The following is a 25,901-nucleotide window of genomic DNA, read 5'->3' on the forward strand; positions in this document are numbered from 1 at the left end:
TTTCGGGGCATGTCGCCACAGTCCGCGCGATTGCCGTCGCGATGGCTCGGTTAAGCCTTATTTACCGCCCAGTTTCCGGGCACTCGTCACGTGGACTTGAAGCTGGGCCTGGAGAGACGTTTGTCCAAAGCCATCACCATCGTCGTGCTGACCTGTTTCCTCGTCCTCGGCGCCGCCACCACCGCCATCCTCGGCCGTGACAGCGTGCCCAGCGTCAGCGCGGAGATGATCACGCAGGCCCCGCCGCCCAAGCAGCTTTCGACAAATCGCGCCGCCAAGGCCGACCGTCTGGTTCCGACGCTGGCACTGGCCTCGGCCGCGATCGATCCGGTCCAGGTCTCTGCCGACAAGCTCTCACAGGCGCCGGTGCTGACCGAGCCGCTGCGCCAGGCGTTTGCCGCCGCGACGCCCGCCGATTTCCCGATGCCCAAGGCGAGTGTGCATGAAGCGCCTGCCGCCGCAGAAGCTCCCGTCGAAGCTCCGGCCAAGCCGAAGGTCGCCGCCAAGCCGCAGCCGCAGAAAAACTATTCGTTGCTGTCCGACGTGCAGATCGCAGGCATCAGGGATCGCCTGAAACTATCGTCGTCGCAGGAATATTACTGGCCCTCGGTCGAGACCGCGCTGCGCAATGTCGTCCGCAAGATCTCCGCGAACAAGCTCTCGAATCCGAACGCGCCGGGCGTGCCGATCGATCCGAACTGCGACGAGGTCCAGCAGTTGAAGTCGGCCGCAATGCCGCTGCTGTTCCAGCTGCGCGAGGATCAGAAGGAAGAAGTGCGCAAGCTCGCCCGCATCATCGGGCTCGAAAAAGTCGCGCAGCAGATCTGACGCGTAAGTTCCTCCGGGAACTCCGCCCCGCATCGGGAACATCCGGCAATCGACAAACGTTGCCCGCTCCAAAGAGGGAGTGGACCAATGCGCGCCTCGACAGCTTATTTCGTCGGTGCAGGAACGATCGTCGCGGCCATCGCCATTGGTCTCGGTGGCGGCATCGTCGCCGGCAATATCATGAATCCGGTCGCTCCCAAGCTGGGGCCGGACACGAGCAAGATGGCGCAGCGCGCTGAAGCTGCCAAACCCGCGATGACGGACGCGCCTTCCGAGCGCTTGCAATATCTCACCGGCTCGCAAGCCTTCGGCGCCATGATCGCCGCGCCGGCACAGGCCAAAGCCGAACCCGCAAAGTCCGACACGCAGGCGAGTCACGCGAACGCCGAGCCGTCAGCGCCGCAGCCTTCCCAGGCGGCCGCGGCCGAGCCGCCCAAGCCGGCGGCACCGGCATCGCCTCCGCAAGTCGCAAGGCCTGCCGAGCAGCAGGCATCGACAGAGCCGCCATCCTCACCCGACAACGCCTATGCCAAGGCGAGGGATTCCGACGTGAAGCGCGCCGCGTCCGAACGGCGCCGCATGGAGCGCCGCGAGCGCTGGGCCGAGCGCCGGCACTACGATCCCCGCGAGCCGCGTGGCATGCGCGACCGCACCGATTGGGATGACGTCGCGCGCAACATCCGCGAAGATTCCGATGCGCGCGATGTCGCGAGCCGGCCGCGCGGCGGCTTGCCGCAGATCAGGCTGTTCGGGTCCGACGACGATTAGCGCCGATCCCCGCCGTCGCGCACGCGATCGTGAGCGACGGTTCGTTCTGCGGACGCGCTTGCCTCGAATTTCAACTTCCAGACGATCTCCGTTCAATGCATGATTGGCGTGGCTAGCCAAAGGCCGCGTCATGGGCGTAGCGCTGTTAGCTTGGGGTCGCTTCTTCGCGCCGGACCGCGAAGGCGTCACCGTGCCGACGCCGGTTGATAGAGCCGGCATTGCCTGGCTGCTCCACTTTCTCGCACGACACGCGCGGAATCGCGGCCTCACCGCGCTGCAATTGCCCGCGAAGGCGGATGGCGGGGCGGCCTTCTCGACTGACCTCACTTATCTCGCATTGCAAACCTTTTAGAGGTTTCCATGTCGATACATCTGTTGTGGACGTCCGCGGACAGTCTCATCGTGGCCTTTGCACTCGCATTCATCGTTCCGCAACGGCATGTGCTGTCGCTCATTCTGATGTTCGGCGCTTGCGATGCACTGGGTTCCGCGCTCGGCGTCACGATGCCGGTCGCGGGCGGGCTCGCAGCGATCCTGTTGATCGCGTGCGGCGCATCGCTGGTGGTGCGCCACCCCATCACGCAACGTCTTTTGAATGCGCCGGGCTGGCTCTATGTGCTGCCACCGCTGCTGGCGATCGACAATCTCGTGTCGCGCTCGCCTGATGCGCCGGCCGTTGCCGCACTGTCGAGTGCGATGATGGCCGGGCTTGGGTTTGCCTGCGGAGCCGTCGTGTCGCGCGGGTGGCGCGCAGGCTTGCGCGACGTACGACCGCTCGCAGCGGCTTGCCTGATTGCGGCCGGAAGCCTCCTCGCTTACGGAGCCTGACTATGGTCGCCTCCGTCACGACCCGCAGCTACGACCGTGCCCGTACCGGTACGAACAATTCCGAGACGGTGCTGACGGCGACCGCCGTCCGCACCAGGGGCATCATCAAACTCTTCAGCCTTCCGATTCCCGACGATCCCAGGCTCGAGGCGCAGCCGCTGGCGGTCGGTGGCTTGCACACAGCCGATGGCAAGACCCGCGACCTGATCTTCCAGGCCAGCATGGGCAATTGGGTCTATGCATTCGACGCTTTGACCGGCGAGAAGATCTGGGCGACCAACCTCGGACGTCCCATCGTCGGAACGAGGGCGATCGACGGCCACATGACCAACGTCCATTGGGGCATTCTCTCGACCCCGGTGATCGACGAGGGGGCGGGCATTCTCTACGCCTGCGCCTGGATCAGCGACGACGGCAGCGTCGCCAAGGGGCAACATTTCCTCGCGGCGCTGCGGATCCGCGACGGCTCGAAGGTGCATGGGCTGCTGAACCTGGAGGGCGCGGTCTACACGCCGCCGAACGGCCTGCCGGTGCAGAAATTCGTCTCGGCCCAGCGCAAGCAGCGCAGCGCCCTGACGCTGACGCGGAACCACGTGCTGATTCCTTTCGGCACGATCGCCGAGACGTCGAAGACGGCGCGCGGCTGGCTGCTCGCGGTCGACGTCCATGCCTGGCGGCTCGCTGCGTCGTGGTGCTCCACCGTCACCGGCTCCGGCGGCGGGCTGTGGCAGAGCGGGGCCGGCCCGGCCCTCGCTCCCGACGGTTCAATCTACGTCATCACCGGCAACGGAGCGTTCTCGCCGCAGCATGGCGATTTCGGCGAGAGCATCGTGCGGCTCGCCTTGCACACCGGAAGCCATGCGCATTTCGAAGTCATGTCGTGGTGGGCGCCATGGACCGACGCCAACCGGGTCGGCGCGGCCGCGGACGCAGCAGCCGCCGACGACGACAATGACGAACTGGCGTTGCCGTCGAACGTTTCCCTGCCCTCCGTGATCGCGCATGCAAGGCGCATGGGAATGACGCTGAAGCCTCGGTATGCGCGCGAGATGCCACATGTCGCGGTCACCTCGGGTCGCAGTGCAACCGATGCGCAGATCGCGCCGGTCGTGGCGCATCACATGGAGGCGATGAACGAGTCGATGTGGGGCGACCAGGATTTCGGTTCCGGCGGTCCGGTCTATGTCGCCTCCGCCCATGCCATTCTGGCCGCGGGCAAGGACGGCATCCTCTACACCGGCAATGCCAATGCGCTCGGCAAGACGCAGCCGGGCGAACTTGCGGCCGGCCATTTCGCGGCGAACTACAACAGGCTGCTCATGCCACCGATCCTGTACACGTATTTCGATCCCGCCGTGCCGCCGGCGCCGACGTCACCGATGGAGCTGAACGTGTTTCCCGGCGGCGCGACGCGGCATCTGCATGGCACGCCGCTGCTGTTCCAGTCCGCCACCCACGGCACCATGCATTTCGTTGGCGGCGAGAACAGCGCCTTGCGGGCCTGGTCGATTGCGGCCGACGGGAGAACGACCTATCTCGCCGGGGGCAACGAGATCGCCTCGCCGCAATCGCCGCGTCCGCCGGGCGGCATGCCCGGCTGGAGCATCACGCTTGCCGCCAACAACGGCACCGATGGCATCATCGTGGCGATGGTGCCCTATCAGGACAGCAACATGATTCTCAGTCCGGGCCGCTTCCTGGTCTACGACGCGCAGAATTTCGCCACCAATCCGGATGGCTCCAAACGGCTCCAGGTGATCTGGGACAGCGAGGACTGGGGGCCGGAGCACGCCTTCATGCATCCCAAGTTCAATCGTCCGATCGTCTGGAAAGGCCGCATCTATCGCCCGACTTATGACGGCCGCATCGACGTCTATGGCCTGACGAACTAGCTGCTGTCCCTCTCCCTTCTTCGCGGGAGAGGGTGGTTCGCGGCAGAGCCGCGGAGCGGCCGTGCTCTGGGTGCGTTGAAGCAGCTCTCATCCGCCTTGCCATTGGCAAGGCACCTTCTCCCACAGGGGGAAGAAGATCACCCGCCGTGCGACTCCACCACCTTGCGGCAGGCATCCGAGAGCTTTGTCTTGTTCTCGCGCAGGCAGGCATTCATCTGCGGCGGCTTGCCGATATGTTCGGCGCAGAATTTGCCGGCGTCGCCGCGGCAGGCCATCTGCTCCTGCGGCGTCGGACCGGATTGCGCAGCGGCGGGCAGGATGACGGCAGCGAGCAGCAGCGCGGCAAGGACTGAAGTCTTCATGAAACACCTCTTTGGGATTGTGACGGGTCCCGCTGGGATCGGGTGAGCCGGACCATCTCGCGAAGGTCCGTTGCCGGTCCATGCCATGTTCATGGCATCGGCTCGCCCGCCGTACCCCCATCTTCATGGCATGTATCCGCGCGCCGTCTTTTGCCATTCAGGCTGCACGTCGGCTGCGAAACCCGGTGATTGCATCGGGGCGCCGAACGGGAAGCAGGAGAGCAAGATGTCGAAAAACGTGGGAGCGCTGAGCGCCGGCCTGACGGTCATGATGCTCGCGGGTGCGGCGATGGTGTCGCTGGGCACGAGCCCGGCGCAGGCGGTGGTCTATTGCAAGACGGTCGGCGTGCCCAAGGGCTGCGTGGTGCGGCCGACCGGGGCGGTGGTGGTTGCGCCGGCCGCCGCGGTCGCGGTGGCGACGCCCGGGGTCGGCGCGCCCGGCGTCGGCGTTCGTGCGGGAACGCCGATGAATCGCGGAGGCCCGGTCAATCGCGTCGGCGTGCGCTGACGATCTCGTTTGATTGAGTTGATTGCATCGCTTCGGGCGAAAGGATGACTTGCGGACGAACCCCCCGTCCTCCGCATGACGATAATCCGGCCCGTTCCCTCTCTCCGTACGTCCCACACGTTCGGGGAGGGGGCTTTTCAGCCCGTGGCGGCGGCGTCGCTATCGGGAAAGATTTTCGGCAGTTGTAGCCGCACGCGCGTACCCGAGGAATCCGAGGCGAGATCCAGCACCGCGCCGCAGCGCGCGGCCCGGCTTCGCATGTTGCGCAGACCCCGTGCGGTCTGGCCCGCACTGCCGGCTTCGCCGTTGCCGGGCAGGGCAAAGCCCTTGCCGTCGTCCGCGACGCTGATCATGCCACGCGGTCCTTGGCCGTTATCTTGGCCATCTCCCTGGCCATCGTCGAGCGTCTCGATGGTAACAACGATATGGCGCGCCTGCGCGTGCTTGACCGCGTTGGTCACGGCCTCGTCGAGGATGCGCACGATCTGGATGACGTGCCATGGCCGCAATTCGGGATGCAGCGGCAGGCCCTGCGGCGTCGCCACGTGCCATTCGAGTGCGACGTCGTGCGGCCGCAATTGTGCCGCCGCGCGCTCGCGCCAGGAGCCGAGCGCAAGCATCAGGTCGCCGCCGATGTCGTCCATGGAATCGATGACGAGGCGCAGATCCTTCAGCGCGGCGCGCGCCGCGTCCGTGATGCTCGAGCTCTCGTGCCCGCGCTCGGAGAGCGCGACGATGCTGACGAGCTGACCGCCGAGGCCGTCATGCAGGTCGCGCATCAAGCGCGTGCGCTCGTTGGCGAGTGCGGCGGCACGGGCGCGCTCTTCTTCGCGGGCGAAGCTTGCCTTCAGCCGCTCCTCGGCCTCGCGCACGCGTGCGATGAGCTGGCCGGCGAAGCTGTCGACCTCGTTGAGCGCGCGGGCGAAGCGCCAGGTCAGTCCGGCGCCTATCGCCACCAGCATCGCGGAATAGGACAGCCGCGTGACGAAGGTGCGATCGTCCGGCACGAACTCGAACGCCGAGAGCATGTCGTGAAACCAGCAGGTCAGCACGATGGTCACGGCGCAGCCGAAGGTAAAGCTCGCCGCGTCCTGCCGCCTGATCACCGCCCACGTCAGGATGACGACCAGCAGCATCAGGCACAGGCCCACGGTCGGCACGCCGAGGAACAGGAAGGTGACGCGCGGGATCGGCTGGCCCGCAAAGAGCCCGACCAGCAGGATGACGAGCCCCGGCGCGAACAACAGCAGCCCGTAGCGCGGCCAGCGCCAGCCGAAGAACAGCACCGCGAACGTCACGACCAGCGCGCTCTCGATCGGCGCGGACGCCAGCAAGATGGCGGCCAGCCGCGGATAAGGCGCGGGTGGCAGCGGCGCCGGCGCGAAGGCCTGCATCGCGCCGACGAGCATTCCTGCCGCCAGCACGCCATAGACCGGCTCGCGGCGTCGCATCAGCCACATGATGGCGAGGATCACCGCCAGCAACGATTGCCAGGCCGAGAACACCACGGGCAGCGTCACGAACAGCAGCGTGCGCGTCTCGTAGGCTCCCCGCAGGCTTTCGTCCGGCCCGACATAGACGGTGTCGAGGAAGCCTCGCAGCGGACCCCACACCAACAGCCGCACGGTGATGGTGTTGCTGCCGTCGCGCAGCAGCGACGACGGGATCACTGTGATCTCCGGCGTGTTGCGGTCGGGCCGGTTGGCGGTGGGATCGCGCCGGGAGTCCAGGATCGCGACGCCGTTGACCGCGACCTCCACGCCATTGCTGAAGCGCGGCAGAAAGACCGACCAGGCGGTGTTTGCCGCGTCGGGCTTGAAGACGAACGCGCCCGAATAGAGCGGCGGGTCCTGGAGCGCGTAGCGCGACGACGTGAAATGCGGCAACGTCACCGCCCGGGTCGTGCCGTCCTCCCGCAGCGAAAATTCGCTCACGGCAAAATCATCGGGGTCGCTGGGCTGGAGTAGCCGCAGCCCCTGGATGGTGACGATCACGATCAGCGCCTGTAGCAGCAGATAGGGCACGAGGCGCGCCGCGATCAGCCGGCGCCGCGGGCGTGCAGGTGCCTTCGCCGCTATCTCGCTCACAGCTTGATCAGGCCCTGCTGCACCGCCTCGAACACCGCTTCGCTGCGCGTGTGCACCTCGAGCTTGCGATAGATGTTCTTGATGTGGCCGGGCACGGTCTGCCTGGACAGGCCGAGATGGCTCGCGATCTCGGCGTAGCTGAAACCCTTTGCGATGCCCCAGAGGATATCGATCTCGCGCGGGGTGAGTCGCGCGGTGTTGAGCACGGGACCCCGCGGCGGCTCGGCCGAACTCGGCGCGACGCCTTGCGTTCTGCGCACGATGAAACGGGCGATCGAGGCCGAGATCGGCGAATGGCCGGCGACCAGATCGCGCACGGTGGTGGCGATGTCGGTCGGGAAGGCGTCCTTCAGGAGATAGCCGGTGGCTCCGACCGTGATCGCCGAGATCACGCTCTCCTCGTCGCCGAGCGCCGAGATCACCATGATCTCGGTGTCGGGAAAGCGCTGCCGGGTCTCGCGGATCAGCTCGATGCCATGGCCGTCGGGCAATCGCAGATCGGTCAGCAGCACGCGCGGCGCGCCGCCGTTCAGGGCCTGGCGCGCCTCGCCGAGCGTTCCTGCGCTGCGCACCTTGTAGCCGGCCTTGACCAGCGCATCCTGGAGCCGCCAGCAGGTCGGCGCGTCGTCCTCGACGAGGAGGATGGTGATGGCCTCACCCGTCTCGCCCTGTTCGCTCATGTTCATCGTCCCGCACCGCGTGTCCCCCGCGGCGCGAGGCCAAGTTTAGCCGCGGCGCGGACGCCGCGACACCCATAATCATGGGGGCGTTGTCACTCTTCCGCTCCGTTGTGGCCGGCGCCTACTGCTTTGCCGCAGCCGATGGCGTCGGCGGCGCGGGCAGACGCTGTACCGTGATCCGCGCCGTGCCGCTGTTGTTCTTGTAGTATTGTTCGTCCGACCCGAAATAGTCGGCGTATTTTGCCGGGGCCAGCCATCGCAGGAAGCCCGGGACGATCTGCACGGCGTCGTTGACGTAGAAGAACAGCTCGCCGGAATCAGGTGCGGTGAATTCGGCCACCATCCGGTCTGCAAGTTTCTGCGTGTCCCAGACCTTGCGGGCCGACTCGTCTGGCGGAAGCGCATCGAATGTGCCCATCTTCGCGATATCGGCCTTGAGTTTCGTCAGCTTCGCCGCATCGTCCGTGCTCGATTCCTCAGCGTTTTCGATGCGGACGGGATATCTGTTTTTTGGCTCATCCTGAGCATTGTCCTCGGGGAGGGTCGGGTCAATGCGGCGCGGCAGTTCATCTGCCGACATCACGTTCATGGCCTGCAGTGGCTGATCGTTCAGGCCCTTCTCGCCGACGCGTACGACCGGCTGGAACCAGTCCGCGCCGAACAGTCGCCGGGTCGGGAGAGCGAGGTAATGGTGGTTTTCGTAGGTCTGGAATCCGTTGACGCCGGTCATGATCGTGCGGTCGAACCAGCGTTGGTCGATATCGATCCAGACCCGGTATTTGCGGCCCTTCTCCACGGCGAGCCTGCTTGCCCAGCAGAACTGGTTGACGTTGAAAAGCTCGGCCGCAGGAAGCGCGTTGTCGCCCACCGGCTTGGCTGGCGGAATGTCTACCGCGACGTTCGCTCCCTTTTTCTTCGCCTCTGCGGCTTTTGTTTCCGGGGCTTCACAAACCTGTCCGGTCGCGACGCGCCAGGTGAAGAAGCTGCTCGAGGCGATCAGCAAGCCCGCGGCGTAGATGACGACGATGGAGACGATGGGAAAGATGATCTTGGTGAACGGAAAGCTCATCCACCGCGCATTTCGCTGCATCAAACCGCCAAACCTGAACAACCAACTCATCCGGCTGAGGTTTTTTGCGCTCGCCTTCCGTTCCGGCCGGTACCAGGCGAGCCGCGCCCGCTCCTGGATGCCATCACGCAGCGAGGCGTTGATGCTCCAGACCCACCACGTGACCAGCACGACGAGTGAGGTCGCGACAGGATAATAGAGTGCGATATTGAGCCATGGCCCCGCATAGGAGGGCAACACGTTCTTGAGCAGGTTCGCGACGGAGCCGAGTATGGCGCTGAAACCCCAGTCGATGTTGCTGACAAAATCGCGCAGGCTCTTGCCGGATGTATCTATGATCTTGTGGGCGATCCACGGCCAGGCGGCAATGATGCCCGTCATGATCAGGAGCGCGAAATAGGCCACGCGTCGCCACCACACGGCGCCGCGCGCCAGATTCGCCATGTCCGCGTCTGGCGCTTTCATTCCAGTGAAGGCGTCGGATTCCTCCTTGCTTATCGGACGCCTCGCTTTCTTCGCGTAGGCGTCATGCATGGCCTGGTGCGCGCCGTCATTGGTGAGCTCCCTGATGCTTGCGTCGGGCATCAGCACCCGCGCGTTCGCCGGCAGCATGATCGGCGCATAATCGTCGCATCCGAACAGCATTCGTTCGACCACGGCGAAGTGAACGACCGGTTTGCCGCCGTTCACATCGCCTTCGAGGATCGGCCGCGGACCGTAGCGGTAAAGCACGGCGGCGCCGCTGCGTGAATCGTGCTTTGGCCCGATCGCCGATTGATACTCGCGGAAACGCTCGATCGTGCCGTTCTGGAAGCGCAATTGGCCACCGAGCTGCTCGGTCATCCAGACCAGCGGAACGAAGGAGAGGGTGGATTCCGGGTAACCGCCGCCAATGTCGGAATGGACGCCCGCGAACCACACCTCCTTGACAGTCTGATCATTCGCCAGACGGCTCTGGTCGATCCGCAGCGGATGAAAGGTGGTGCGCTCGTCGTCGAGCGCGAGCGCGTGACAGATGTGCTTCGCCTTGCGCGAGGGCCGATGATTGCGGAACGAAATCGGCCAAATTGCCCAGTCGATCGCGACGCGCAGCTCCTCGATCGGTACGCCGAAAGCCTCGACCGTGTCGAACAGCCCGAGGAATTCGATCTTGACGTTCTTGCGGCCGGCCATGGCCTTGCGGACCGTGCAATAGGAGCGGTGCCAGCAGACGAAATGGTAGATGATGAGCAGCAGGTCGCGAATCCAGCGCGCAATCCAGATCGTCGGCAGGCTGCGATAGCCCACCGATTCCTTGCGGTATTCCCGCCATGCGGACATGGCGTTGCGCTCCATCTCGGCATGCGAGACCGGCTCGCCCTTGATCTCCGCCGGCACCAATCCCTGGCTCGCGATCAGCGCCGCCAGCGTGCGCGCAGTGAAGGCGCCGCGGCTGAAGCCGAAGATGTAGATCTCGTCGCCCTCGCGCCAGTTCCAGCACAGGAAGCGGTAGAGCTTGCGGACGTTGGAGGGAACGCCGATGCCGGTGGCGCCGTCGATGGCTGCGAGCGGCGCCCAGCCGGCGGTGCCGACACCCTTGATGTAGTGGGCGATCTGGTCCGGCTGGGTGTGGTCGAGCGCTTCATAGAGCCGCCAGACGCTGGATTCCTGGGCGGTGAACGCGTTGCCCGTGCCGTCGGCGAACAGCACCAGCTTGCGCTTCGACAGGGTGGTGGCGGTCGTCCCGCCGGCGCTTGCATCGTCATGCGTGTGCTTGGGTCTGGCAGAATCGCCATTCTGCGCGCCATCATGCTGGGTCATGGGGCCCCTCTGGCAATCGACGGTGAAGCACTTCGGGCCGGAGCCGTTCAGCACTCCACGATTTCAATCAATGGTTGCGTCATGAAAAACAGGTGCATTCTGTGCATAGTCCCGTTGAGGTAGCAAGCGGGATCGCGCCGCCGCCCTGCCGCGGTCGGACGCCGCGGCAGGACGGTTACGAAAACGTTTGGTCTTGCTGGTGCCGGTGGCGAGAGGCGTGATGTCGGCGGACGCCTCTCCCCTGCGAGCGGGGAGAGGCGGAGTGTTCAGGTCCTACCTGCCATTGCCGCGGCAAGCGCCGCCGGGGCCGATATGGTAGCCGCGCGGGCAGGCATGCGCGGCGGGGTTGGCGTAGTTCCTGAGGCAGCCGCCATAGGGGCCGCGGTGCCAGCCGGGGCCGCAGCCGCCGGCGACCGCGATGACGTCGCCGTTCGCGCCTGCGTTGAGCAGGGTGAGCGGCATGGCCTGGGCAACGCCCGTGATCGCGCCGAGCGTGAGAGCCGTGGCAAACAGGGTGCGTATCATGTCTTCCTCCCGAATGCCGTTGCTTCAATGGCCGGCGGCGAACGCGATGCCGGCGCGTACTTCGGCGATCGCCTGGTCGATCATCCCGATCGCCTTCTCGCGATGACCGCCCTTGTTCGGCTCTGCCTTGCCGAGCTCGGCGCGGGCCGATTGCAGGATCGCGATGGCTTCGTCCATGTGCGGCTGCGCGCCAAGCGCGTAACCGATGCAGAGGCTGGTCGCGATGGCGCCGCCGAGCACGAGGCTGCGGGGTAGAAAGGTTCGCATGTCGTTGTCTCCTCCAGCGGGCGTCAGGCTGGGGCCGCCCGTTTGCCCGGATGCAGTCCCGTGTGTGCCGGGATGCCGCATCCGCGGCCTGAATAGGGCCCGCCTGTGCGGGGCGTCTTGGACTGACCGGCGCCAGCGCCGTCGCAGCTTGGACTGACCGGCGCAGCTTGATTCACGTTGGCGTGCTGATAGCTTGCGGTATGCTGGTCTTCTGCGGGCGTCCGTTTGGCGTGCGAGGTTCGGCGAGCGCCAAGCCTTTTTTTAAGAACTTAGAAAAGCCATTCTCGAAAAGTCGTTCTCGATGTCCGTCATCAGGAAGTCGCTCTCGACCGAGATGCTGCCACAGGACTTGTCCGACCGGCAGCGCTTCATCCGTTTCGCGGAGCTGTTCGAGCATTTCTCCAACACCGGCGAGCTCGATCCGGCGTCCGACGTGCCGTTTCGCGCAACGATGAACTCGATCCATATCGGCACCACCATGCTCGGCCGTTGCGACGGCAGCTTCGTCACGGTCCGGCGCGAGAAGCGCCAGGTGATCGAGACCGGCGACGACCGCTTTTGCCTCGCGCGCAACACCGGAGATCTTCCGTCTCAGGTGATCCATCGTGGCCGCGAGTTCACCATGCGGTCGGGAGCAATGGTGCTGCTCAAGCTGGACGAGCCGTTCTTCGCGGCCGACGGCGCGAGCCAAAAGCGCTTCACCAACGTGCATCTGCCGGTCGATACGCTGCGCGCGATGGTCGCCGACATCGACGATCTCGTCGGCTGCGAGCTCGAGCCCGGCGGCGCGCTGTCGCTGGCGATGGATTACAGCGATCTCCTCCTACGCAATCCCACGGCCGCCGACGAGGCCGGCATGGCGATCGCCGGCCATCTGCTCGACCTTGCCGCGATCGGTCTCGGTGCCCGCAGCGATATCGCCACTGCCGCGCGACGCGGGGGCCTGCGCGCCGTGCGGCTCAAGGCCGTGCTGTCGATTCTTGAGGCGCGCTTCCACGAGCCGGGTTTTTCCGCCCAGAAGCTTGCCGCCGCCGCCGGCCTATCCGAGCGCTACGTCAACGAGCTGCTGTTCGAGGCCGGCGCCAGCTTCACCACCCGCCTCACCGAACTGCGTCTGCGCAAGGCCGCCGACCTCCTGGCACACCGCGAGGGCCGCATCAGCGACATCGCCTTTGCCTGCGGCTTCAACGATCTCTCTTATTTTAACCGCTGCTTCCGCAGGCGGTTTGGGTTGACGCCGACCGCGGCGAGGGGGAAGTGAGAGAGCGCTAGGTCTCCACCCGCGGCGGCGGATAGCGGCGCGCCAGCGCCGACAGCGGCAGGTGCCGTTCGGCTTCCGGCAGCTCCAGAAAGGCCAGCACTTGCGGCCGCTTCCAATCACCGATGCCGAAATCCATCGCCGTCCATTTCTGCGGCTCGGGGCCTTCGAGGCCCCGGACCCAGACGAAATAGCGGGGGAGGTCGTCGGCGTCCGCTTCCGTCGTGCGTCTCCTGGCCATCGAAGCTGCTCACTGCATCACCATTTCATTGCGGTAGGATATAGGTATCGGCTCGCTGAAGTCGAACTCCCGGCTGCGGGTCCCGTGAGGCTGGACCGGTTGGTTAATGCGCAGGTCTGAAGACATGAATGAAGCGATGATCGATGGCTGGGGTGACGCCTCGGACGTCACGAAAAAGCTGATCGGCTCGTGGTCCTTCAACCGTGTCATCGAAGGCCAGGCTACGATGCAGGGTATCGCGATCTTCACGCCACTGGACGGGGGGCGGTTGGCCTATCGCGAGCAGGGACATCTGAAGCTCGCGAACGGCACCATCGTGCAGGCCGAACGCGAATACGTCTTCAGCAACAGCGACGGAGGATTCAAGGTCTTCTTTAGGGAAGATCCGCCGCGGCTGTTTCACGAGATTTCACTGTCCGCATGTTCCGGAGGAGAGCTGAGCGGACGTGCGCGCCATCTTTGCAAGCACGACGACTATCAGTCGGCCTACATGTTCCTGCCGGATGGAACGTTCGTCGTCCGTCATGTCGTATCGGGTCCACGCAAGGACTATACGATGAACACGACCTACACGCGTCTGCCGTGATCACGCCGGCGCGATGGCGACGGCCGTGCCGCCTCTCACCGCCAGAGCTCACTCTCTGCCACGCGGTTGATGTCGGCGAGCCGGCGATCGGCGTCGCCGTGAAGATCGATGCTCTCAACCAGCGTTAGCAGATGCTGATATGCGCCATCGGCGATTTCGACTGGCAGCGGCTCCTCGTCAAAGGCCTCGACATAGCTGCCGACGAGGCCGCTCAACAGGCGGCAAAGACCGCGCTGGGCGGGATCGTCCCGGCCGAGCGTCTCGAGCTTTTGCTGAAATGTCCGGAAGGTGCGCAGGCCGTGGTGCTGTTGCGAAAGCCACGTGTGCAGGTCGTTCATGTGAGCTCCTTCGAGTTACAGAAGAAGCTACCGGTTTATACAGGTGGGATGTGACGATTGGAAGGGGAGGGAAATACCGGACTCGTTGATCTAGTCCGCCTTCGCCAAGGCTTCGGCGGGACAGCCTTCCCTGCTTCGCATGGATAGACCTCCGCCCGGCTCGCCCAGCCGTGGCTGCGAAGCAGCGAAGGCTGGTGCCCCTGGCCGGAATCGAACCAGCACTCCTTGCGGAACTCGATTTTGAGTCGAGCGCGTCTACCAATTCCGCCACAGGGGCTCCCGGTCGGCCCCTGGAAAAGGGCCTCGCAAAGCGGGCGGACTATAGCCATGGACAGGGCAGGGTCAACCCGCGCCAAAGTGATCCCGGCCGTTCTCGACAGCCGCCTGGGCCGGGGTTAGAGCCTTAAGAAAGCGACCCATCCGGAAGAGGCTGCCGTGACGACCCAGAGTGCCGCAATACCTGCATTCAGGCCGGCTGGGACCGGTCCCGCGCTGACCGCCTCGGTGCTCGTCACGCTGATTGCCGCCGCGACCATCGCCGGCGCCTGGTTCTTCCAGCTCGTGCTGGAGATCCTTCCCTGTCCGCTGTGCCTGGAGCAGCGCTACGCCTATTATTTCGCGATCCCGGTCGGTGTGCTCACGGCGCTTGCGGCGCGGAGCGGGGCGCCGCGGCCGCTGCTGCTCGCGGGCCTTGCGATCCTCGCGCTGGCGACACTCGCCAATGCCGGCCTCGGCACCTACCACTCCGGCGTCGAATGGGGGTTCTGGAAGGGCCCGACCGATTGCTCCGGTCCCGTCATCAATCTCGGCAATGCCGCCGACCTGCTGTCCAAGCTCGATACCGTGAAGGTGGTGCGCTGCGACGAGGTGCAGTGGCGCTTCCTCGGCCTCTCGCTCGCCGGCTACAATGTGCTGATCTCGCTGTTGATGGCGGCGATCGCGGCGTGGGGATTTTTGCGGACGGCGAAGCGCTAGGCAAGCTGCCGTAGAGTGGGCAAAGCGACTTGTCCGCCGTAGCTCGAAGAGCGAAGGCGGAAGCGTGCCCACCATTTTTAGCGATATTGCGGGAGCATGGTGGGCACGGCGCTAGCGCGCCTTTGCCCACCCTACGGCAGCTGCGTCCCGTCAATCATCCACATCGTCCTGCGTGCGGCCGAACAGGTGCACGATGCCCGGGGTCGCGATCGTCACGAACACGAAGCGCGACAAATGATGGGCGCCGACGAAGATCGGGTCGATGTGCAGCGTGAGCGCGAGCGCCAGCATCGCATCCATCGCGCCCGGCGCGAAGGCGACGACGACATCCGATAATTTCACCTGCGCAGTGAGCGCGACGATGCCGACGAAGATGGCGGAGACGGCGATGGCCACGGCAAACGAGCCCAGCGCCGCATGGATGTGGCCGGCGAGCGTCTTGATCCGCATCCGCGCGAAACGGCTGCCGATCAATGCGCCGATGCCGATCAGCGCCACGCCGCGCACCCAGTTCGGCAGGCCGCCCTCGACCCAGCCTGCGCCATGCAGCACGCTGGAGGCGATCATCGCGCCGAACATCCAGCTCGCCGGAAACTTGATCAGCCGCAGCAGGAGCGCCGCGGCCAGCGAGGCCGCGACCAGCTCCACGAGCTCGAGCGGCGAGGCGATCGTCGTCGTCAGCGACGGCGCGACGGAGGGCGCCACGCCCGCGAACGCGAGCACCATCGGCAGCGCCGCGGTGAGGATGATCACGCGCAGGGTCTGCACCACCGCGATGCCGGGCAGGTCGGCGCCGCGCTCGACCGCCAGGATCGTGATCTGCGACAGCGCGCCGGGGCTGCCGGCGAGGAAGGCCGAGGTGCGGTCCCAGCCATGAATGCGCTGGAGGTAATAGCTCGAGCCGAAGGTCGAGCAGAAGGTGGCGAGCGCAAGCAGGCCGATGGTGAGGGGATAGGCGCTGACCTGTTGAAGCAGGTGGCGCGAGACGACCGAGCCCAGTGAAATACCGAGCAGCACCAGCACGGTCTGGGTCAGGATCGGCGGCAGTGCCAGCTGGCGGCCGGCGATCGCGGCGATCCCGACCGCGATCATCGAGCCCGAGATCAGTCCCCCGGGAAGTCCGGCGACCAGAAACACGAGGCCGCCGGCGGTGCCGATGACGAGTGTCTCCACCGTGCTCAAGATCTTGGCACGGCTTGGCCATTCGAACGGCAGGGAGGCGGTGATTTGCTTCACGCCACCTTATCGCAAATCAGCGAGAGGCACACAATTGCAGCCTCGTCATGCCGCAATGCGCGCGCCTCTCACGGATGCTCGCAAACCGTAGTGTGACGGATTTACTTCTTGTCGGCCGCGGGGGCGGCGGTGCCGGCCTTCGCTTCCTTCATGCACTCACGGCGGAATTTTTTGCGCTCCTTGCCCTTCAGTGCCTTGGCGTCCGCTTGCTTGGAGCATTCGAGCGACTCCGCCGAGCGCTCCTTCGACGCCTTCTTGTCGGCGGGGGCGGCGGCAGTTGTGGTCTTGGCGTCGGTCTTGGCAGCCGGCGCGGCGGTCTGCGCGAAGGCGGTGCCGGTGGCGAGCAGGGAGGTCAGGGCGACGATGGCGAGGCGAGACGTGAAGGTCATGGTGGTGCACTCTTGCGAGATTGCGGAGGGTTGGGAACGTCGGCTCGCCTTGCTGAACGCGACATGAATAATCCGAGCCGGGGGGATCACTATATTTTGGCGGCAGGAGCCATCGCTTCCTTGTCGCGGCCGGGCGGCACGCTAGGATAGCAATCCTCGTTTCGCTTCCGTCGGGGAAGACCAAGGAGGAGGACCAAGGATGACCATTCAATCAAAATTGCTGTGTGCGGTTGCATTGACGGGCTTTGCCGCGCTGGTCGCGAGCGCGCCGGCGCATGCGCTGACCTCGCAGGAGTGCAGCGCGAAATACCAGGCCGCCAAGAAGGACGGCTCGCTTGGCACAACGAAGTGGAATGATTTCCGCAAGGCCCAGTGCGGAGCGGATGCGACGCCTGCCGCCGCGCCGGCCGCCGCTGCTCCGGCTGCGCCCGCCGCTCCTGCCGAGCCGAAGCAGGCGAAGAAGGAGGCAGCCCCCGCTGCCGCGCCAACCCTGCCGGCCGGACCTGCGATCTATCCGAATGCCGTCGATCCGAAATACGCCAAGGAGACCGCCGGCAAGGCGCGCCTCCACACCTGCGTCGACCAGTACAACGCCAACAAGACCACCAACGGCAATGGCGGCATGAAGTGGATCGAGAAGGGCGGCGGCTATTACAGCGAGTGCAACAAGAAGCTGAAGGGCGCCGCCTGAGCTTCGACATGATGCGATGGCCGGAGCAAAGCTCCGGCCGTTTCGCTAGTCGAGCAGCTTCTCGGCCGACTTCGCCACGAGCTGCGAGCGTTTGCGCGGACCGCGCTCGACGAACAGCAAGCTCTGGCCGAAGATGAAGCAATAGAACAGGAAGGCCTGCGCCTCGGCCGCCTCGGCCTCGAGGCCGGTGGCGCGGTAGAGCTCGGCGACGTGCTTGAGCCGCGCCGCGTCCACGCTCGCGACCGCCGCGGCGGCGTTTTCGTCCGAGCGTGCCCATTGCCGGATCGCGAGCTCGATCGCCATGCCCTCCGGATTGAGCCGCTCGGAATAGAGCTGGATCACCGCCTTCAGCCGCTCGCGGGGCTCTTGCCCATCGAGGCTTGTCTGCTGCGCGATTGACGCCGCGCGTCCCTCGCGCCAGCGTTCCAGCATGGCATCGAGCAGCGCGGCACGGTCGGCGAAGCGGCGGTAGAAGCCGCCCTTGGTGACGCCAAGATTCTTGGCGAGCACCTCGACCCTGACACCCTCGACCCCCGAGCGGGCGAGCTCGGTAAACCCTGCCTCGACCCAGACATCGCCCTTGCCGTCGTTCATGAAGGAAGCCTCACCGGTTCTTGATACGGTACCGTATTGCTAACGCGCGGAGGCGCTGATACGCTACCGTATCAATGATCAGAGGGTGGAAAAACGGCAGGGGGAATTGCGATGCGGGAGGCGACCTATCGCGGCACGGTCTATCCGTGGCAGTGCGATCATGTCGGCCACATGAACATCATGTGGTATGTCGGCAAATTCGACGAGGCCAACTGGAATCTGTTCGCCCGCCTCGGGCTGACGCCGAGCTATCTGCGCTCATCCGGCCGCGGCATGGCCGCCGTGCAGCAGAACATCACCTACAGGCGGGAGCTGCTTGCCGGTGACATCGTCGAGATCCGCAGCCATTTGCTGGAGGTCCGCGACAAGTCGATCCGCTTCCGGCACGACATGACCAATGCCGAGACCGGCGAGATCGCCGCGTTCTGCGACATCACCGGCGTGCACATGGACCGCAGCCAGCGGAAGTCGGCGTCGTTCACGGATGCGATCCGCGCGGTCGCTCTGCAGCATCTTGCCGAGCCGGCCGAGGCCTGAGCCATGGCCGCGTTCGAGCCGAAAAATCCGGGCTATCGCGCTGCCGCCATTGCCATGTTCGACGGCCAACCGGCGATGCGCACGCTCGGCATCGTGATCGTCCGCCTCGCGCCGGGCGAGGTCGAACTGGCCATGCTGCATTCGGCGGCCTTCACGCAGCAGAACGGTTTTGTCCATGCCGGCATCATCACGGCAGGCCTCGACAATGCCTGCGGCGTCGCCGCCTTCACCCTGATGCCGCGCGAGGCCGATATCCTGACCGTCGAGTTCAAGACCACGCTGCTGGCACCCGCCCGCGGCACGCGCTTCGTCTTCAAGGCCGAGGTGGTCAAGCCCGGCCGCACGCTGACCTTCTGCGAGGCGAGGGCCTTTGCCGAGCACGAGGGCAACACCACGCTGATCGCCACCATGACCGGGACGCTGATGGCTATGCTGCCCCGCGCGGCGGCTTCGCCAGCGCCGGCTGTGATCCGCGCATAGCATGGCGATGACATCACGCCCGCAACGCTCTATATGACGCGTAACAGTTCCCGGTCGCGAACCGTATTTGCAGCGATGGGACCGAAACGGGACGAGATATGGCTGGATTCAGGAACAAGGGCCTCGTGGCGACGCGGCGGGCGGCGCTGACGCTGATCGGGGCGGGTGCCCTTGCGGCAGGTCGGATCACCTCTGCGCGCGCGGCCGCCGCCGATGACGAGGTGCTGACCGAAGCCAAGGTGCTGCGCGACCCCGATGTTCCTGTGGCCGGTAATCCCGACGGCAACATCAGCATCATCGAATGGTCCGACTACAATTGTCCCTATTGCCGCAAGCTCGAACCGGAGCTGCGCCAGGTCGTCCAGGATGACGGCAAGGTCAGGCTGGTGATGAAGGATTGGCCGATCCTCGGGCCGGTCTCGGTCACCGCGGCGCGGATCGCGCTCGCGGCAAAATTCCAGGACAAATACCATCAGGCGCATGACGCCATGATGGGTGTCAGCTCGCGCCTGACGGAGCCGCGCATCAACGAGCTGCTCGCGGCCGCCGGTGTCGACATGGACCGCCTGAAGCGCGATCTCACCGACCGCGCCAAGGACATCGACGCCGTCCTCAAGCGCAACAACGAGCAGGCGGAAGCCTTCGGCTTCAGCGGTACCCCCTCCTTCATCGTCGGCAAGTACCGCGTGCCGGGCGTGCTCAGCATGACCGAGTTCGAGCAGGTCATCGCCGATGCCCGCAAGGCCAAGATGAACTGACGCGAGCCGGATCGATCGCCGTCAACACAAAGGCGCCGCCGCGAACCCGCGACGGCGCCTTGTTCGTGATACGGCGTCGTTACTTCGACGAGATGCGGACCCAGTCCTTGTGCGCGCGATCGCGCAGCGCATCCCAATCGGCCTTGGCGACGTCCCAATTCACGATGGTGCGATTGGTCGTCGCGACCTCGCCATTGGCGACCGACGACGTCTGCATGGAGTCATAGACGTATACGCCGCAACCGAGCAGCAGCGCGCCCAAGATCATTCCGAAAAACGTCTGCATTGCGAACCTCCGGTGACGGGCGATAACGTCGGCCCGGAGTGATGGTTCCGCGGCAGTACGGCGCAGATAAGGACGACCCGTTCATCCGCGGTTCAGCCACTCCAGCAGCTCTGCGTTGATCTCGCGCGGATAGGTGTGGCTGAGGTCGTCGATCTCGCGATAGGTGACATCGGCGCCGGCGGCGGAGAGGGCCGCCTGCGTCTGGCGCGCGGTCTGTACCGGAAACATCCAGTCGAGCTTGCCGTGGGTGATGAAGATCGGCAGTCCCTGCAGGCGCACGGCGTCCGCCATCTCCGCCATCAGCGGATGGAACGTCGCCGACACCGGCGCGAGATGCGTGAAGGGCGAGGCGCCGTCGAGCCCGGTGACGTAGCAGAAGGTGCCGCCGTCACTCATGCCGGTCAGCAGCAGGCGCGAGCCGTCGACGGTCCAGCGGCTGCGCACCGTGTCGAGAATGCGCATGAGGTTCGGCGTGTCGCTATCGTCGCCCATCAGCGCCCATGTCGGGCCGGTCGCGGTCGGCGCCACCAGGATCGCGCCAAGGCTGCGGGCATCGCGCAGCCAGCTCCAGAGAAAACCGCGGCCGTTGCCGCTGCCGCCATGCAGCGCCATCACCAGCGGCATGGCGCGCTCCGGCGAATAATATTCCGGCACATAGACCGAGAAGCCGCCGCGGCTGCCGGGCTCGTTGTGGTCGTGGAAGATGCCGGTGCGTTCGCCCGCGCCGGCTTCCAGCCGCGTTAGCAGATCGTCATTCTCGCGATTGGCGGCGTTGAGGAAGAAGCTGCTCACCGGCGGGAACTGGGCCGACAGCGGGTACAGCGCCTCCTGCGCACGAGGCAGATGGCGCAGCGCGCGGAAGACCGCGACGAGATCGCCATTGCCGCGCTCGACCTCGCGTATGCCGGCAAAGGCGGCGAGCGTCTCGTTGCAGGCGCGGTCCAGCCGCTCGCGCAGCCCCGTGAACTGCTCGGGCCAGGCGCCGATCGCAGCGTGCGCCGCTCGCAGCGCCTCGTCGGGCGTGCCGATCGCATTCATCACCGAGGCAAAGGTCGGCGGATGCAGATTCCGGGTGAAGAAGCCGAGTGCTTCCAGCGCGTTGAGCAGCGGCGGCAGCACGGTCACGATGTCGTCAACGACGGCCTCGCTCATCGCCGCTTTCCTTGCCTGATGTCGGTTCGAACTCGTCAGTGCAGCTTCGGCGCCTTCAAGAGCTTGAAGCGGTCGGTCGACGTCACCGTGACGTCGAAGGTGACACCTTCATGATGCACGGTCAGCGGCACGTCGACGCCGGCGGCGCCGAGCGCCCACATCGTCTTGTAGAAGGCGGTCTGGCTCGTCACCTCCTGGCCGTCCACCGCAAGGATGACATCGCCGGTCTTCAGCTCCGCGCGCGCGGCCGGGCCGTTGGTGGAAATCCCGATCACCACCAGGCGGTTGTCGATTTCGGTCGAATAGAGCCCGAGCCAGGGGCGCGACGGCTTATTGACGCGGCCGAATTTGCGCAGATCGTCGAGCACCGGCTTCAACAGGTCGATCGGCACGACCATGTTGACGTGCTCGGCCTTGCCTTCGCGTTCGCGCTCGAGCTGCAGCGAGCCGATGCCGATCAGCTCCCCGCGCTCGTTGAGCAGCGCCGTGCCGCCCCAGTTCGGATGCGCGGGATAGGTGAACACGGCCTCGTCCAGCAGATATTCCCAATAGCCGGCGAATTCCTGCTTGGCTACGATCTGGCTCGCGACCGATCGGGTGCGGCCGCCGGCGCCGCCGACTACGACGCGGTCGCCGACCCTTGTTTTCGCCGAGTCGCCGAGCGGCAAGGGTTCGACGTCGAGCTGACCGAGCGCCTGCACGAGGCCGAAGCCGGTGACGGAATCGAAGCCGAGAGCATGTCCTTCCACAACGCGCCCGTCGGCGAGATGCAGCCACACCGATTCCGCCTCGGTAATGAGGTAGCCGATGGTCAGCACCAGCCCGTTGTCGATCACGACGCCGTTGCCGGCGCGTTCGGTGCCCAGCGTTTCGGCACTGAAGGCGTCGGGCGGGATGATGGCGTGCAGGCCGACGACGGACGCCAGCGAGCGGTCGAGATCGAAACCGTAATCGCTCGCGCGCGGCTGATTGGCCGGCGGCACTCTCCATTCGGTCAGGGCGGGCATGGAGTTCTCCTGGCTGAGAGCATTGCTCCGCCTTGGCCGGCGGAACGACGCGCGAAGCACTGATAATTTAGGCTGGAGGAGGCCGTCTTGAAAGCCTCGTTCCCAACTATTCCGGAGATCGCCGCGTGAAATCTTCGACAGGCACAGGACGCCCGCACAGGTGGCAAGCGGCCGCGCGATCCAGCACCGGCCGCATGGCTGCTGTCCCGCGACGTGCTAGGCGGGGTGCAATGAAGCTGCTAACCATTGCCGCTTCGTTTGACCAAGAGATCACGGACCGAAGCATGGATAATCGCAGCGACATCTGGCGTGGCGTCGACACGATCAAGGCGCGTTTCATCGACCTCAGCGACAGGGTCTGGGGCATGCCCGAGGTGTGCTACACCGAGGCGCGGTCCGCCGCCGAGCATCTCGCCGAGCTGCGCCACCAGGGTTTCCGTATCACCGAGAACGTCGCGGGCATCCCGACCGCGGTGATGGGCGAGTGGGGTGAGGGCGGTCCGGTCATTGCCTTCATGGGTGAATATGACGCGTTGCCGGGCCTCAGCCAGGAGGCCGGCGTCGCCGAGCACCGTCCGGTCGAGACCGGCGGCCATGGCCACGGTTGCGGCCACAATCTGCTTGGTTCCGCGGCGCTGCTCGCCGCAACCGCGATGAAGGACTGGCTCGCCGAGAACAAGGTGCCCGGCCGCGTTCGCTATTACGGCTGCCCGGCGGAAGAGGGCGGCGCAGCCAAGGCCTTCATGGTGCGCTCGGGCGTGTTTGAAGACGCCGACATCGCCATCACCTGGCATCCGCACAGCTTCTGGGAAGTCGCGGTAACGCCGTCGCTCGCCAACACGCGTGCGGATTTCATCTTCACCGGTCGCACGTCGCACGCGGCGGCCTCGCCGCATCTCGGCCGCTCCGCGCTCGACGCGGTGGAGCTGATGAATGTCGGTGTGAACTATATGCGCGAGCACATGCCGAGCGACGCCCGCGTGCATTACGCCCTGCTCGACACCGGCGGCATCGCTCCCAACGTGGTGCAGGCGCATGCGCGCGTGCGCTATTCGATCCGCGCCCGCGATCTGCCCGGCATGAATGAGCTGGTCGGACGCGTCAGCAAGATCGCAGAAGGCGCGGCGTTGATGACCGAGACCAAGGTCGAGATGAAGATCATCTCCGCGGTCTCCAACATCCTGCCGAATACGCCGCTGGAGCAGGCCTTGCACCGGGTGATGGAAGAGCTGGGTCCGCCGCATTTCGACGACGCCGACAAGGGCTTTGCCAGCCAGATCCGCGCCACGCTCAGCGACAAGGACATCGCGTCGGTCTATTACGCGATCGGCATGGAGCCGACGGATCGGCCGCTGGCCGACTTCCTGGTGCCGCTCGATGCCAAGCGCAACCCGCTGGTCGGCTCGACCGACGTCGGCGACGTGAGCTGGGTGGTGCCCACGGTGCAGGTTCACGCACCGACGGTTGCAATCGGCACGCCGTTCCACACCTGGCAGGTGGTGGCGCAGGGCAAGAGCGGACACGCTCATAAGGCCATGGTGCAGGCGGCCAAGGCGATGGCCGGGATCGGCATCAAGGCGTTGACGGATCCGGAGCTGATCAAGGCCGCGAAAGCGGACTTGCAGAAGCGGACCGCCAAGACACCTTACGTCTGTCCGCTGCCGGACCACGTCGCGCCGCCGCTGACCATGTCCGTGGCGTAGAATTTCGCCTCGATACTTCGTCTGATGCCGCGAACAAATTTTCCGCAGTGCAACGTGGATTCCGGCGCGATTTAGCGCCGGATTGCCGAACGCTTGGGCTGCGGAACAGAGTTTTGCCCAACAGACAGCCAGAACACCGTTTGCATACACATGGTCGCAGTTGACGCGCGGCCTATTCGGTGTGCCATCTACCGCCAGCAAAACCCGGCGGCCGCGGTGCGGCTGCCTGCATCCATACGGGAACCAGACGGGGGACAACCATGCTGGATAAAGAACTGCGTTCGATGATCGGTGACGTGAAGGACGGCCGGATGGACCGCCGTGCCTTCATCATGCGTATGGCCGCGGTCGGCCTCACCGCACCCCTCGCCAACCAGATCCTCGCGCTCGGCGGCGTCGCCATGGCGGAAGGTGCCCAGACCTACAAGCCGACCAAGCGCGGCGGCGGCGGTGCGCTGAAGCTGCTGTGGTGGCAGGGGCCGACCCTGCTCAATCCGCATTTCGCCACCGGCACCAAGGACCAGGACGGCGCGCGCCTGTTCTACGAGCCCCTCGCTTGTTGGGATCCCGACGGCAACATGAAGCTGGTTCTGGCGGCCGAAATTCCCTCGATCGAGAACGGCGGCCTCGCCGCCGACGGCAAGTCGGTGACCTGGAAGCTCAAACCAGGCGTCAAATGGCATGACGGCAAGCCGTTCACCGCCGATGACGTCGTGTTCAACTGGGAATATGCCAGGGATCCGGCGACCTCCGCCCTGACCATCGCGACGCTCCGCGACATCACGGTCGAGAAGGTGGATGACCTCACGGTTCGCATCCTCTTTAACAAGCCGACGCCGTTCTGGGCCGACGCCTTTGTCGGGGCTCCCAACACCATCATCCCCAAACATTTGTTCGCCGACTACAAGGGGTCCAAATCGCGGGAAGCGCCCACCAATCTCTCGCCGGTCGGCACTGGCCCCTACAAGTTCGTCGAGTTCAAGCCGGGCGATCTCGTCCGCGGCCAGCTCAATCCCGATTACCACATGCCGAACCGGCCTTATTTCGACACGGTCGAGATGAAGGGCGGCGGCGACGCCGTCTCTGCGGCGCGCGCGGTGATCCAGACCGGCGAATATGATTTCGGATGGAACATCCAGGTCGAGGACGACGTGCTGCTGCGCCTCGAAAAGGGCGGCAAGGGCAAGACCGTTTATGCCGTGGGCGGCGACACCGAATTCATCGCGCTCAACTTCACCGATCCGAACACCGAGGTCGATGGCGAGCGCTCCTCGATGAAGACCAAGCATCCGCTGTTCTCCGATCCGGCGGTACGCAAGGCGCTGTCGATGCTGGTCGACCGCGAGTCCATCAAGAAGGCGATCTACGGCCGCGCCGGCCGCACCACCGCCAACTTCCTCAACGGTCCCGAGAAGTTCGTCTCCAAGAACACGACCTGGGAATTCAGCATCGAGAAGGCCTCGAAGCTGCTCGACGACGCCGGCTGGAAGCCCGGCGCGGATGGCATCCGCGAGAAGGACGGCAAGAAGCTGAAGCTTCTGTACCAGACCTCGATCAACGGACCGCGTCAGAAGACCCAGGCGATCGTCAAGCAGGCCTGTCAGAAGGCCGGCATCGACGTCGAGCTGAAGTCGGTGGTGGCGTCCGTGTTCTTCTCCTCCGATGTCGCCAACCCCGACACCTACGCGCATTTCTACGCCGATCTCCAGATGTTCCAGATCCCGCTGAGCCAGCCGGATCCGTCTCAGCATATGCGCCGCTATCTGTCGACCAACGTCGCCACGAAGGAGAACAAGTGGCAGGGCACGAACTTCCCGCGCTGGGTCAACAAGGACTATGACGCAGCGATCGAAGCAGCCGAAGGCGAAATGGATCCGGTCAAGCGCGCGGCGCACTATATCAAGGCCAACGACCTCATGTTCCAGGACACCGTGTTCATCCCGGCGCAGCATCGCCTAAAGGTGGAAGCGGCGGCCAACAATCTGCGTCCTATCATCAGCGGCTGGGCCAACGAAACCGACAATCTGCACGATTGGTATCGCGAGGAATGATCCCC

Annotated in this window: 29 protein-coding genes and 1 tRNA gene; 15 read left to right on the forward strand and 15 right to left on the reverse strand. The window is 65.3% G+C overall.

All coding sequences use genetic code 11. From position 1 onward, the window contains the following. The first annotated feature begins 120 nt into the window (after positions 1-120). The 5 genes from ABIB95_RS31200 to ABIB95_RS31220 all read left to right on the forward strand — a co-directional run bounded on the left by ABIB95_RS31200 (position 121) and on the right by ABIB95_RS31220 (position 4,316). Positions 121-828 carry a hypothetical protein gene (locus ABIB95_RS31200; RefSeq protein ID WP_166104261.1) on the forward strand — a complete coding sequence of 236 codons (708 nt, stop codon included), beginning with the start codon at positions 121-123 and terminating at the stop codon, positions 826-828. Between the two features lie 87 nt (positions 829-915). Further along, positions 916-1,596 carry a hypothetical protein gene (locus ABIB95_RS31205; RefSeq protein ID WP_354245115.1) on the forward strand — a complete coding sequence of 227 codons (681 nt, stop codon included), beginning with the start codon at positions 916-918 and terminating at the stop codon, positions 1,594-1,596. Positions 1,597-1,726: 130 nt separating this feature from the next. Further along, positions 1,727-1,948, forward strand: coding sequence for a hypothetical protein (locus tag ABIB95_RS31210; RefSeq protein WP_354114106.1), 222 nt, complete (start codon positions 1,727-1,729; stop codon positions 1,946-1,948). Positions 1,949-1,956: 8 nt separating this feature from the next. After that, on the forward strand, positions 1,957-2,424 hold the full coding sequence (locus tag ABIB95_RS31215; protein WP_354245119.1) for a hypothetical protein: 468 nt from the start codon (positions 1,957-1,959) through the stop codon (positions 2,422-2,424). A 2-nt stretch (positions 2,425-2,426) separates the two neighbouring features. Then, complete coding sequence (locus tag ABIB95_RS31220; RefSeq protein ID WP_354245121.1) at positions 2,427-4,316, forward strand: hypothetical protein; 1,890 nt, start codon at positions 2,427-2,429, stop codon at positions 4,314-4,316. 137 nt (positions 4,317-4,453) lie between these two features. On the opposite strand, the gene ABIB95_RS31225 is transcribed toward ABIB95_RS31220, so the two are convergent. Then, on the reverse strand, positions 4,454-4,678 hold the full coding sequence (locus ABIB95_RS31225) for a hypothetical protein (protein WP_354245124.1): 225 nt from the start codon (positions 4,676-4,678) through the stop codon (positions 4,454-4,456). Positions 4,679-4,904: 226 nt separating this feature from the next. Between ABIB95_RS31225 and ABIB95_RS31230 the strand changes: the two genes are divergently transcribed. Further along, complete coding sequence (locus tag ABIB95_RS31230; RefSeq protein ID WP_014491556.1) at positions 4,905-5,186, forward strand: hypothetical protein; 282 nt, start codon at positions 4,905-4,907, stop codon at positions 5,184-5,186. 137 nt (positions 5,187-5,323) lie between these two features. On the opposite strand, the gene ABIB95_RS31235 is transcribed toward ABIB95_RS31230, so the two are convergent. The 5 genes from ABIB95_RS31235 to ABIB95_RS31255 all read right to left on the reverse strand — a co-directional run bounded on the left by ABIB95_RS31235 (position 5,324) and on the right by ABIB95_RS31255 (position 11,614). Next, positions 5,324-7,273 (reverse strand): sensor histidine kinase, encoded by a 1,950-nt coding sequence (locus ABIB95_RS31235; protein ID WP_354245127.1) that lies wholly within the window; start codon positions 7,271-7,273, stop codon positions 5,324-5,326. Continuing rightward, positions 7,270-7,953, reverse strand: coding sequence for a response regulator (locus ABIB95_RS31240; RefSeq protein ID WP_028147348.1), 684 nt, complete (start codon positions 7,951-7,953; stop codon positions 7,270-7,272). The genes ABIB95_RS31235 and ABIB95_RS31240 overlap by 4 nt, the downstream gene beginning before the upstream one ends. Positions 7,954-8,074: 121 nt before the next feature. Beyond that, on the reverse strand, positions 8,075-10,822 hold the full coding sequence (locus tag ABIB95_RS31245; protein WP_354245131.1) for a T6SS phospholipase effector Tle1-like catalytic domain-containing protein: 2,748 nt from the start codon (positions 10,820-10,822) through the stop codon (positions 8,075-8,077). A gap of 273 nt (positions 10,823-11,095) precedes the next feature. Continuing rightward, positions 11,096-11,347 carry a GCG_CRPN prefix-to-repeats domain-containing protein gene (locus tag ABIB95_RS31250; protein ID WP_071909307.1) on the reverse strand — a complete coding sequence of 84 codons (252 nt, stop codon included), beginning with the start codon at positions 11,345-11,347 and terminating at the stop codon, positions 11,096-11,098. A 24-nt stretch (positions 11,348-11,371) separates the two neighbouring features. Next, positions 11,372-11,614, reverse strand: a complete 243-nt coding sequence (locus ABIB95_RS31255) for a hypothetical protein (protein ID WP_354245134.1) — start codon at positions 11,612-11,614, stop codon at positions 11,372-11,374. Between the two features lie 301 nt (positions 11,615-11,915). On the opposite strand from ABIB95_RS31255, the gene ABIB95_RS31260 reads away from it, so the two are divergent. After that, positions 11,916-12,875 (forward strand): helix-turn-helix transcriptional regulator, encoded by a 960-nt coding sequence (locus ABIB95_RS31260; RefSeq protein ID WP_354245137.1) that lies wholly within the window; start codon positions 11,916-11,918, stop codon positions 12,873-12,875. 7 nt (positions 12,876-12,882) lie between these two features. Here ABIB95_RS31260 and ABIB95_RS31265 read toward each other — a convergent pair whose 3' ends face one another. Then, complete coding sequence (locus ABIB95_RS31265) at positions 12,883-13,113, reverse strand: hypothetical protein (protein WP_354245140.1); 231 nt, start codon at positions 13,111-13,113, stop codon at positions 12,883-12,885. Positions 13,114-13,237: 124 nt separating this feature from the next. Between ABIB95_RS31265 and ABIB95_RS31270 the strand changes: the two genes are divergently transcribed. After that, the gene (locus ABIB95_RS31270) at positions 13,238-13,699 is read left to right on the forward strand and encodes a DUF6314 family protein (protein ID WP_354245143.1); all 462 of its coding nucleotides are present in this window, start codon (positions 13,238-13,240) and stop codon (positions 13,697-13,699) included. 35 nt (positions 13,700-13,734) lie between these two features. Here ABIB95_RS31270 and ABIB95_RS31275 read toward each other — a convergent pair whose 3' ends face one another. Beyond that, positions 13,735-14,037: a hypothetical protein gene (locus ABIB95_RS31275; protein WP_354245146.1), complete on the reverse strand. Its 303-nt coding sequence runs from the start codon at positions 14,035-14,037 to the stop codon at positions 13,735-13,737. A 192-nt stretch (positions 14,038-14,229) separates the two neighbouring features. Beyond that, positions 14,230-14,314, reverse strand: a tRNA-Leu gene (locus ABIB95_RS31280). Positions 14,315-14,472: 158 nt separating this feature from the next. Here ABIB95_RS31280 and ABIB95_RS31285 point away from each other — a divergent pair. Continuing rightward, positions 14,473-15,012 (forward strand): disulfide bond formation protein B, encoded by a 540-nt coding sequence (locus ABIB95_RS31285; RefSeq protein ID WP_063985825.1) that lies wholly within the window; start codon positions 14,473-14,475, stop codon positions 15,010-15,012. A gap of 150 nt (positions 15,013-15,162) precedes the next feature. On the opposite strand, the gene ABIB95_RS31290 is transcribed toward ABIB95_RS31285, so the two are convergent. Together ABIB95_RS31290 and ABIB95_RS31295 are read right to left on the reverse strand one after the other, a co-directional pair. Beyond that, complete coding sequence (locus ABIB95_RS31290; protein ID WP_085401905.1) at positions 15,163-16,248, reverse strand: AbrB family transcriptional regulator; 1,086 nt, start codon at positions 16,246-16,248, stop codon at positions 15,163-15,165. 101 nt (positions 16,249-16,349) lie between these two features. Then, a complete protein-coding gene (locus ABIB95_RS31295; protein WP_085401906.1) occupies positions 16,350-16,637 on the reverse strand; it encodes a PsiF family protein in 288 nt (95 codons plus the stop codon). 199 nt (positions 16,638-16,836) lie between these two features. Here ABIB95_RS31295 and ABIB95_RS31300 point away from each other — a divergent pair, with 199 nt between their 5' ends. Beyond that, positions 16,837-17,328, forward strand: a complete 492-nt coding sequence (locus ABIB95_RS31300; RefSeq protein ID WP_354245151.1) for a hypothetical protein — start codon at positions 16,837-16,839, stop codon at positions 17,326-17,328. Positions 17,329-17,373: 45 nt separating this feature from the next. On the opposite strand, the gene ABIB95_RS31305 is transcribed toward ABIB95_RS31300, so the two are convergent. Further along, positions 17,374-17,922, reverse strand: a complete 549-nt coding sequence (locus tag ABIB95_RS31305; protein ID WP_028159202.1) for a TetR/AcrR family transcriptional regulator — start codon at positions 17,920-17,922, stop codon at positions 17,374-17,376. Between the two features lie 111 nt (positions 17,923-18,033). Between ABIB95_RS31305 and ABIB95_RS31310 the strand changes: the two genes are divergently transcribed. The 3 genes from ABIB95_RS31310 to ABIB95_RS31320 all read left to right on the forward strand — a co-directional run bounded on the left by ABIB95_RS31310 (position 18,034) and on the right by ABIB95_RS31320 (position 19,697). Continuing rightward, entirely contained in the window at positions 18,034-18,459 is a 426-nt protein-coding gene (locus tag ABIB95_RS31310; RefSeq protein WP_354245154.1) for an acyl-CoA thioesterase, read from the forward strand. Between the two features lie 3 nt (positions 18,460-18,462). Next, a complete protein-coding gene (locus ABIB95_RS31315; protein ID WP_354245157.1) occupies positions 18,463-18,939 on the forward strand; it encodes a PaaI family thioesterase in 477 nt (158 codons plus the stop codon). Positions 18,940-19,037: 98 nt separating this feature from the next. Next, entirely contained in the window at positions 19,038-19,697 is a 660-nt protein-coding gene (locus ABIB95_RS31320; protein WP_028147336.1) for a DsbA family protein, read from the forward strand. A gap of 79 nt (positions 19,698-19,776) precedes the next feature. On the opposite strand, the gene ABIB95_RS31325 is transcribed toward ABIB95_RS31320, so the two are convergent. From ABIB95_RS31325 to ABIB95_RS31335, 3 genes are all read right to left on the reverse strand, one after another. After that, positions 19,777-19,983 (reverse strand): hypothetical protein, encoded by a 207-nt coding sequence (locus ABIB95_RS31325; protein ID WP_028159206.1) that lies wholly within the window; start codon positions 19,981-19,983, stop codon positions 19,777-19,779. A gap of 81 nt (positions 19,984-20,064) precedes the next feature. Continuing rightward, the gene (locus tag ABIB95_RS31330) at positions 20,065-21,135 is read right to left on the reverse strand and encodes a carboxylesterase family protein (protein WP_354245160.1); all 1,071 of its coding nucleotides are present in this window, start codon (positions 21,133-21,135) and stop codon (positions 20,065-20,067) included. Positions 21,136-21,170: 35 nt separating this feature from the next. Continuing rightward, positions 21,171-22,142, reverse strand: a complete 972-nt coding sequence (locus ABIB95_RS31335) for a S1C family serine protease (RefSeq protein ID WP_354245163.1) — start codon at positions 22,140-22,142, stop codon at positions 21,171-21,173. 284 nt (positions 22,143-22,426) lie between these two features. On the opposite strand from ABIB95_RS31335, the gene ABIB95_RS31340 reads away from it, so the two are divergent. After that, positions 22,427-23,845, forward strand: coding sequence for a M20 family metallopeptidase (locus tag ABIB95_RS31340; RefSeq protein WP_354245166.1), 1,419 nt, complete (start codon positions 22,427-22,429; stop codon positions 23,843-23,845). A 260-nt stretch (positions 23,846-24,105) separates the two neighbouring features. After that, positions 24,106-25,896, forward strand: coding sequence for a peptide ABC transporter substrate-binding protein (locus ABIB95_RS31345; RefSeq protein WP_085401912.1), 1,791 nt, complete (start codon positions 24,106-24,108; stop codon positions 25,894-25,896). Positions 25,897-25,901 lie beyond the last annotated feature (5 nt).

Origin of the sequence: Bradyrhizobium sp. LA2.1 (genome assembly GCF_040547725.1) — a bacterium.
Classification (GTDB): Bacteria; Pseudomonadota; Alphaproteobacteria; order Rhizobiales; family Xanthobacteraceae; genus Bradyrhizobium; species Bradyrhizobium barranii.

What these genes read in the sequence shown, in the direction of transcription:
- ABIB95_RS31205 (WP_354245115.1), top strand. Translation starts at nt 916, where the DNA reads ATGCGCGCCTCGACAGCTTATTTCGTCGGTGCAGGAACGATCGTCGCG.
- ABIB95_RS31210 (WP_354114106.1), top strand. Translation starts at nt 1,727, where the DNA reads ATGGGCGTAGCGCTGTTAGCTTGGGGTCGCTTCTTCGCGCCGGACCGC.
- ABIB95_RS31215 (WP_354245119.1), top strand. Translation starts at nt 1,957, where the DNA reads ATGTCGATACATCTGTTGTGGACGTCCGCGGACAGTCTCATCGTGGCC.
- ABIB95_RS31220 (WP_354245121.1), top strand. Translation starts at nt 2,427, where the DNA reads ATGGTCGCCTCCGTCACGACCCGCAGCTACGACCGTGCCCGTACCGGT.
- ABIB95_RS31225 (WP_354245124.1), bottom strand. Translation starts at nt 4,678, where the DNA reads ATGAAGACTTCAGTCCTTGCCGCGCTGCTGCTCGCTGCCGTCATCCTG.
- ABIB95_RS31230 (WP_014491556.1), top strand. Translation starts at nt 4,905, where the DNA reads ATGTCGAAAAACGTGGGAGCGCTGAGCGCCGGCCTGACGGTCATGATG.
- ABIB95_RS31240 (WP_028147348.1), bottom strand. Translation starts at nt 7,953, where the DNA reads ATGAGCGAACAGGGCGAGACGGGTGAGGCCATCACCATCCTCCTCGTC.
- ABIB95_RS31245 (WP_354245131.1), bottom strand. Translation starts at nt 10,822, where the DNA reads ATGACCCAGCATGATGGCGCGCAGAATGGCGATTCTGCCAGACCCAAG.
- ABIB95_RS31250 (WP_071909307.1), bottom strand. Translation starts at nt 11,347, where the DNA reads ATGATACGCACCCTGTTTGCCACGGCTCTCACGCTCGGCGCGATCACG.
- ABIB95_RS31255 (WP_354245134.1), bottom strand. Translation starts at nt 11,614, where the DNA reads ATGCGAACCTTTCTACCCCGCAGCCTCGTGCTCGGCGGCGCCATCGCG.
- ABIB95_RS31260 (WP_354245137.1), top strand. Translation starts at nt 11,916, where the DNA reads ATGTCCGTCATCAGGAAGTCGCTCTCGACCGAGATGCTGCCACAGGAC.
- ABIB95_RS31265 (WP_354245140.1), bottom strand. Translation starts at nt 13,113, where the DNA reads ATGGCCAGGAGACGCACGACGGAAGCGGACGCCGACGACCTCCCCCGC.
- ABIB95_RS31270 (WP_354245143.1), top strand. Translation starts at nt 13,238, where the DNA reads ATGAATGAAGCGATGATCGATGGCTGGGGTGACGCCTCGGACGTCACG.
- ABIB95_RS31275 (WP_354245146.1), bottom strand. Translation starts at nt 14,037, where the DNA reads ATGAACGACCTGCACACGTGGCTTTCGCAACAGCACCACGGCCTGCGC.
- ABIB95_RS31295 (WP_085401906.1), bottom strand. Translation starts at nt 16,637, where the DNA reads ATGACCTTCACGTCTCGCCTCGCCATCGTCGCCCTGACCTCCCTGCTC.
- ABIB95_RS31300 (WP_354245151.1), top strand. Translation starts at nt 16,837, where the DNA reads ATGACCATTCAATCAAAATTGCTGTGTGCGGTTGCATTGACGGGCTTT.
- ABIB95_RS31305 (WP_028159202.1), bottom strand. Translation starts at nt 17,922, where the DNA reads ATGAACGACGGCAAGGGCGATGTCTGGGTCGAGGCAGGGTTTACCGAG.
- ABIB95_RS31310 (WP_354245154.1), top strand. Translation starts at nt 18,034, where the DNA reads ATGCGGGAGGCGACCTATCGCGGCACGGTCTATCCGTGGCAGTGCGAT.
- ABIB95_RS31315 (WP_354245157.1), top strand. Translation starts at nt 18,463, where the DNA reads ATGGCCGCGTTCGAGCCGAAAAATCCGGGCTATCGCGCTGCCGCCATT.
- ABIB95_RS31320 (WP_028147336.1), top strand. Translation starts at nt 19,038, where the DNA reads ATGGCTGGATTCAGGAACAAGGGCCTCGTGGCGACGCGGCGGGCGGCG.
- ABIB95_RS31325 (WP_028159206.1), bottom strand. Translation starts at nt 19,983, where the DNA reads ATGCAGACGTTTTTCGGAATGATCTTGGGCGCGCTGCTGCTCGGTTGC.
- ABIB95_RS31330 (WP_354245160.1), bottom strand. Translation starts at nt 21,135, where the DNA reads ATGAGCGAGGCCGTCGTTGACGACATCGTGACCGTGCTGCCGCCGCTG.
- ABIB95_RS31335 (WP_354245163.1), bottom strand. Translation starts at nt 22,142, where the DNA reads ATGCCCGCCCTGACCGAATGGAGAGTGCCGCCGGCCAATCAGCCGCGC.
- ABIB95_RS31340 (WP_354245166.1), top strand. Translation starts at nt 22,427, where the DNA reads ATGGATAATCGCAGCGACATCTGGCGTGGCGTCGACACGATCAAGGCG.
- ABIB95_RS31345 (WP_085401912.1), top strand. Translation starts at nt 24,106, where the DNA reads ATGCTGGATAAAGAACTGCGTTCGATGATCGGTGACGTGAAGGACGGC.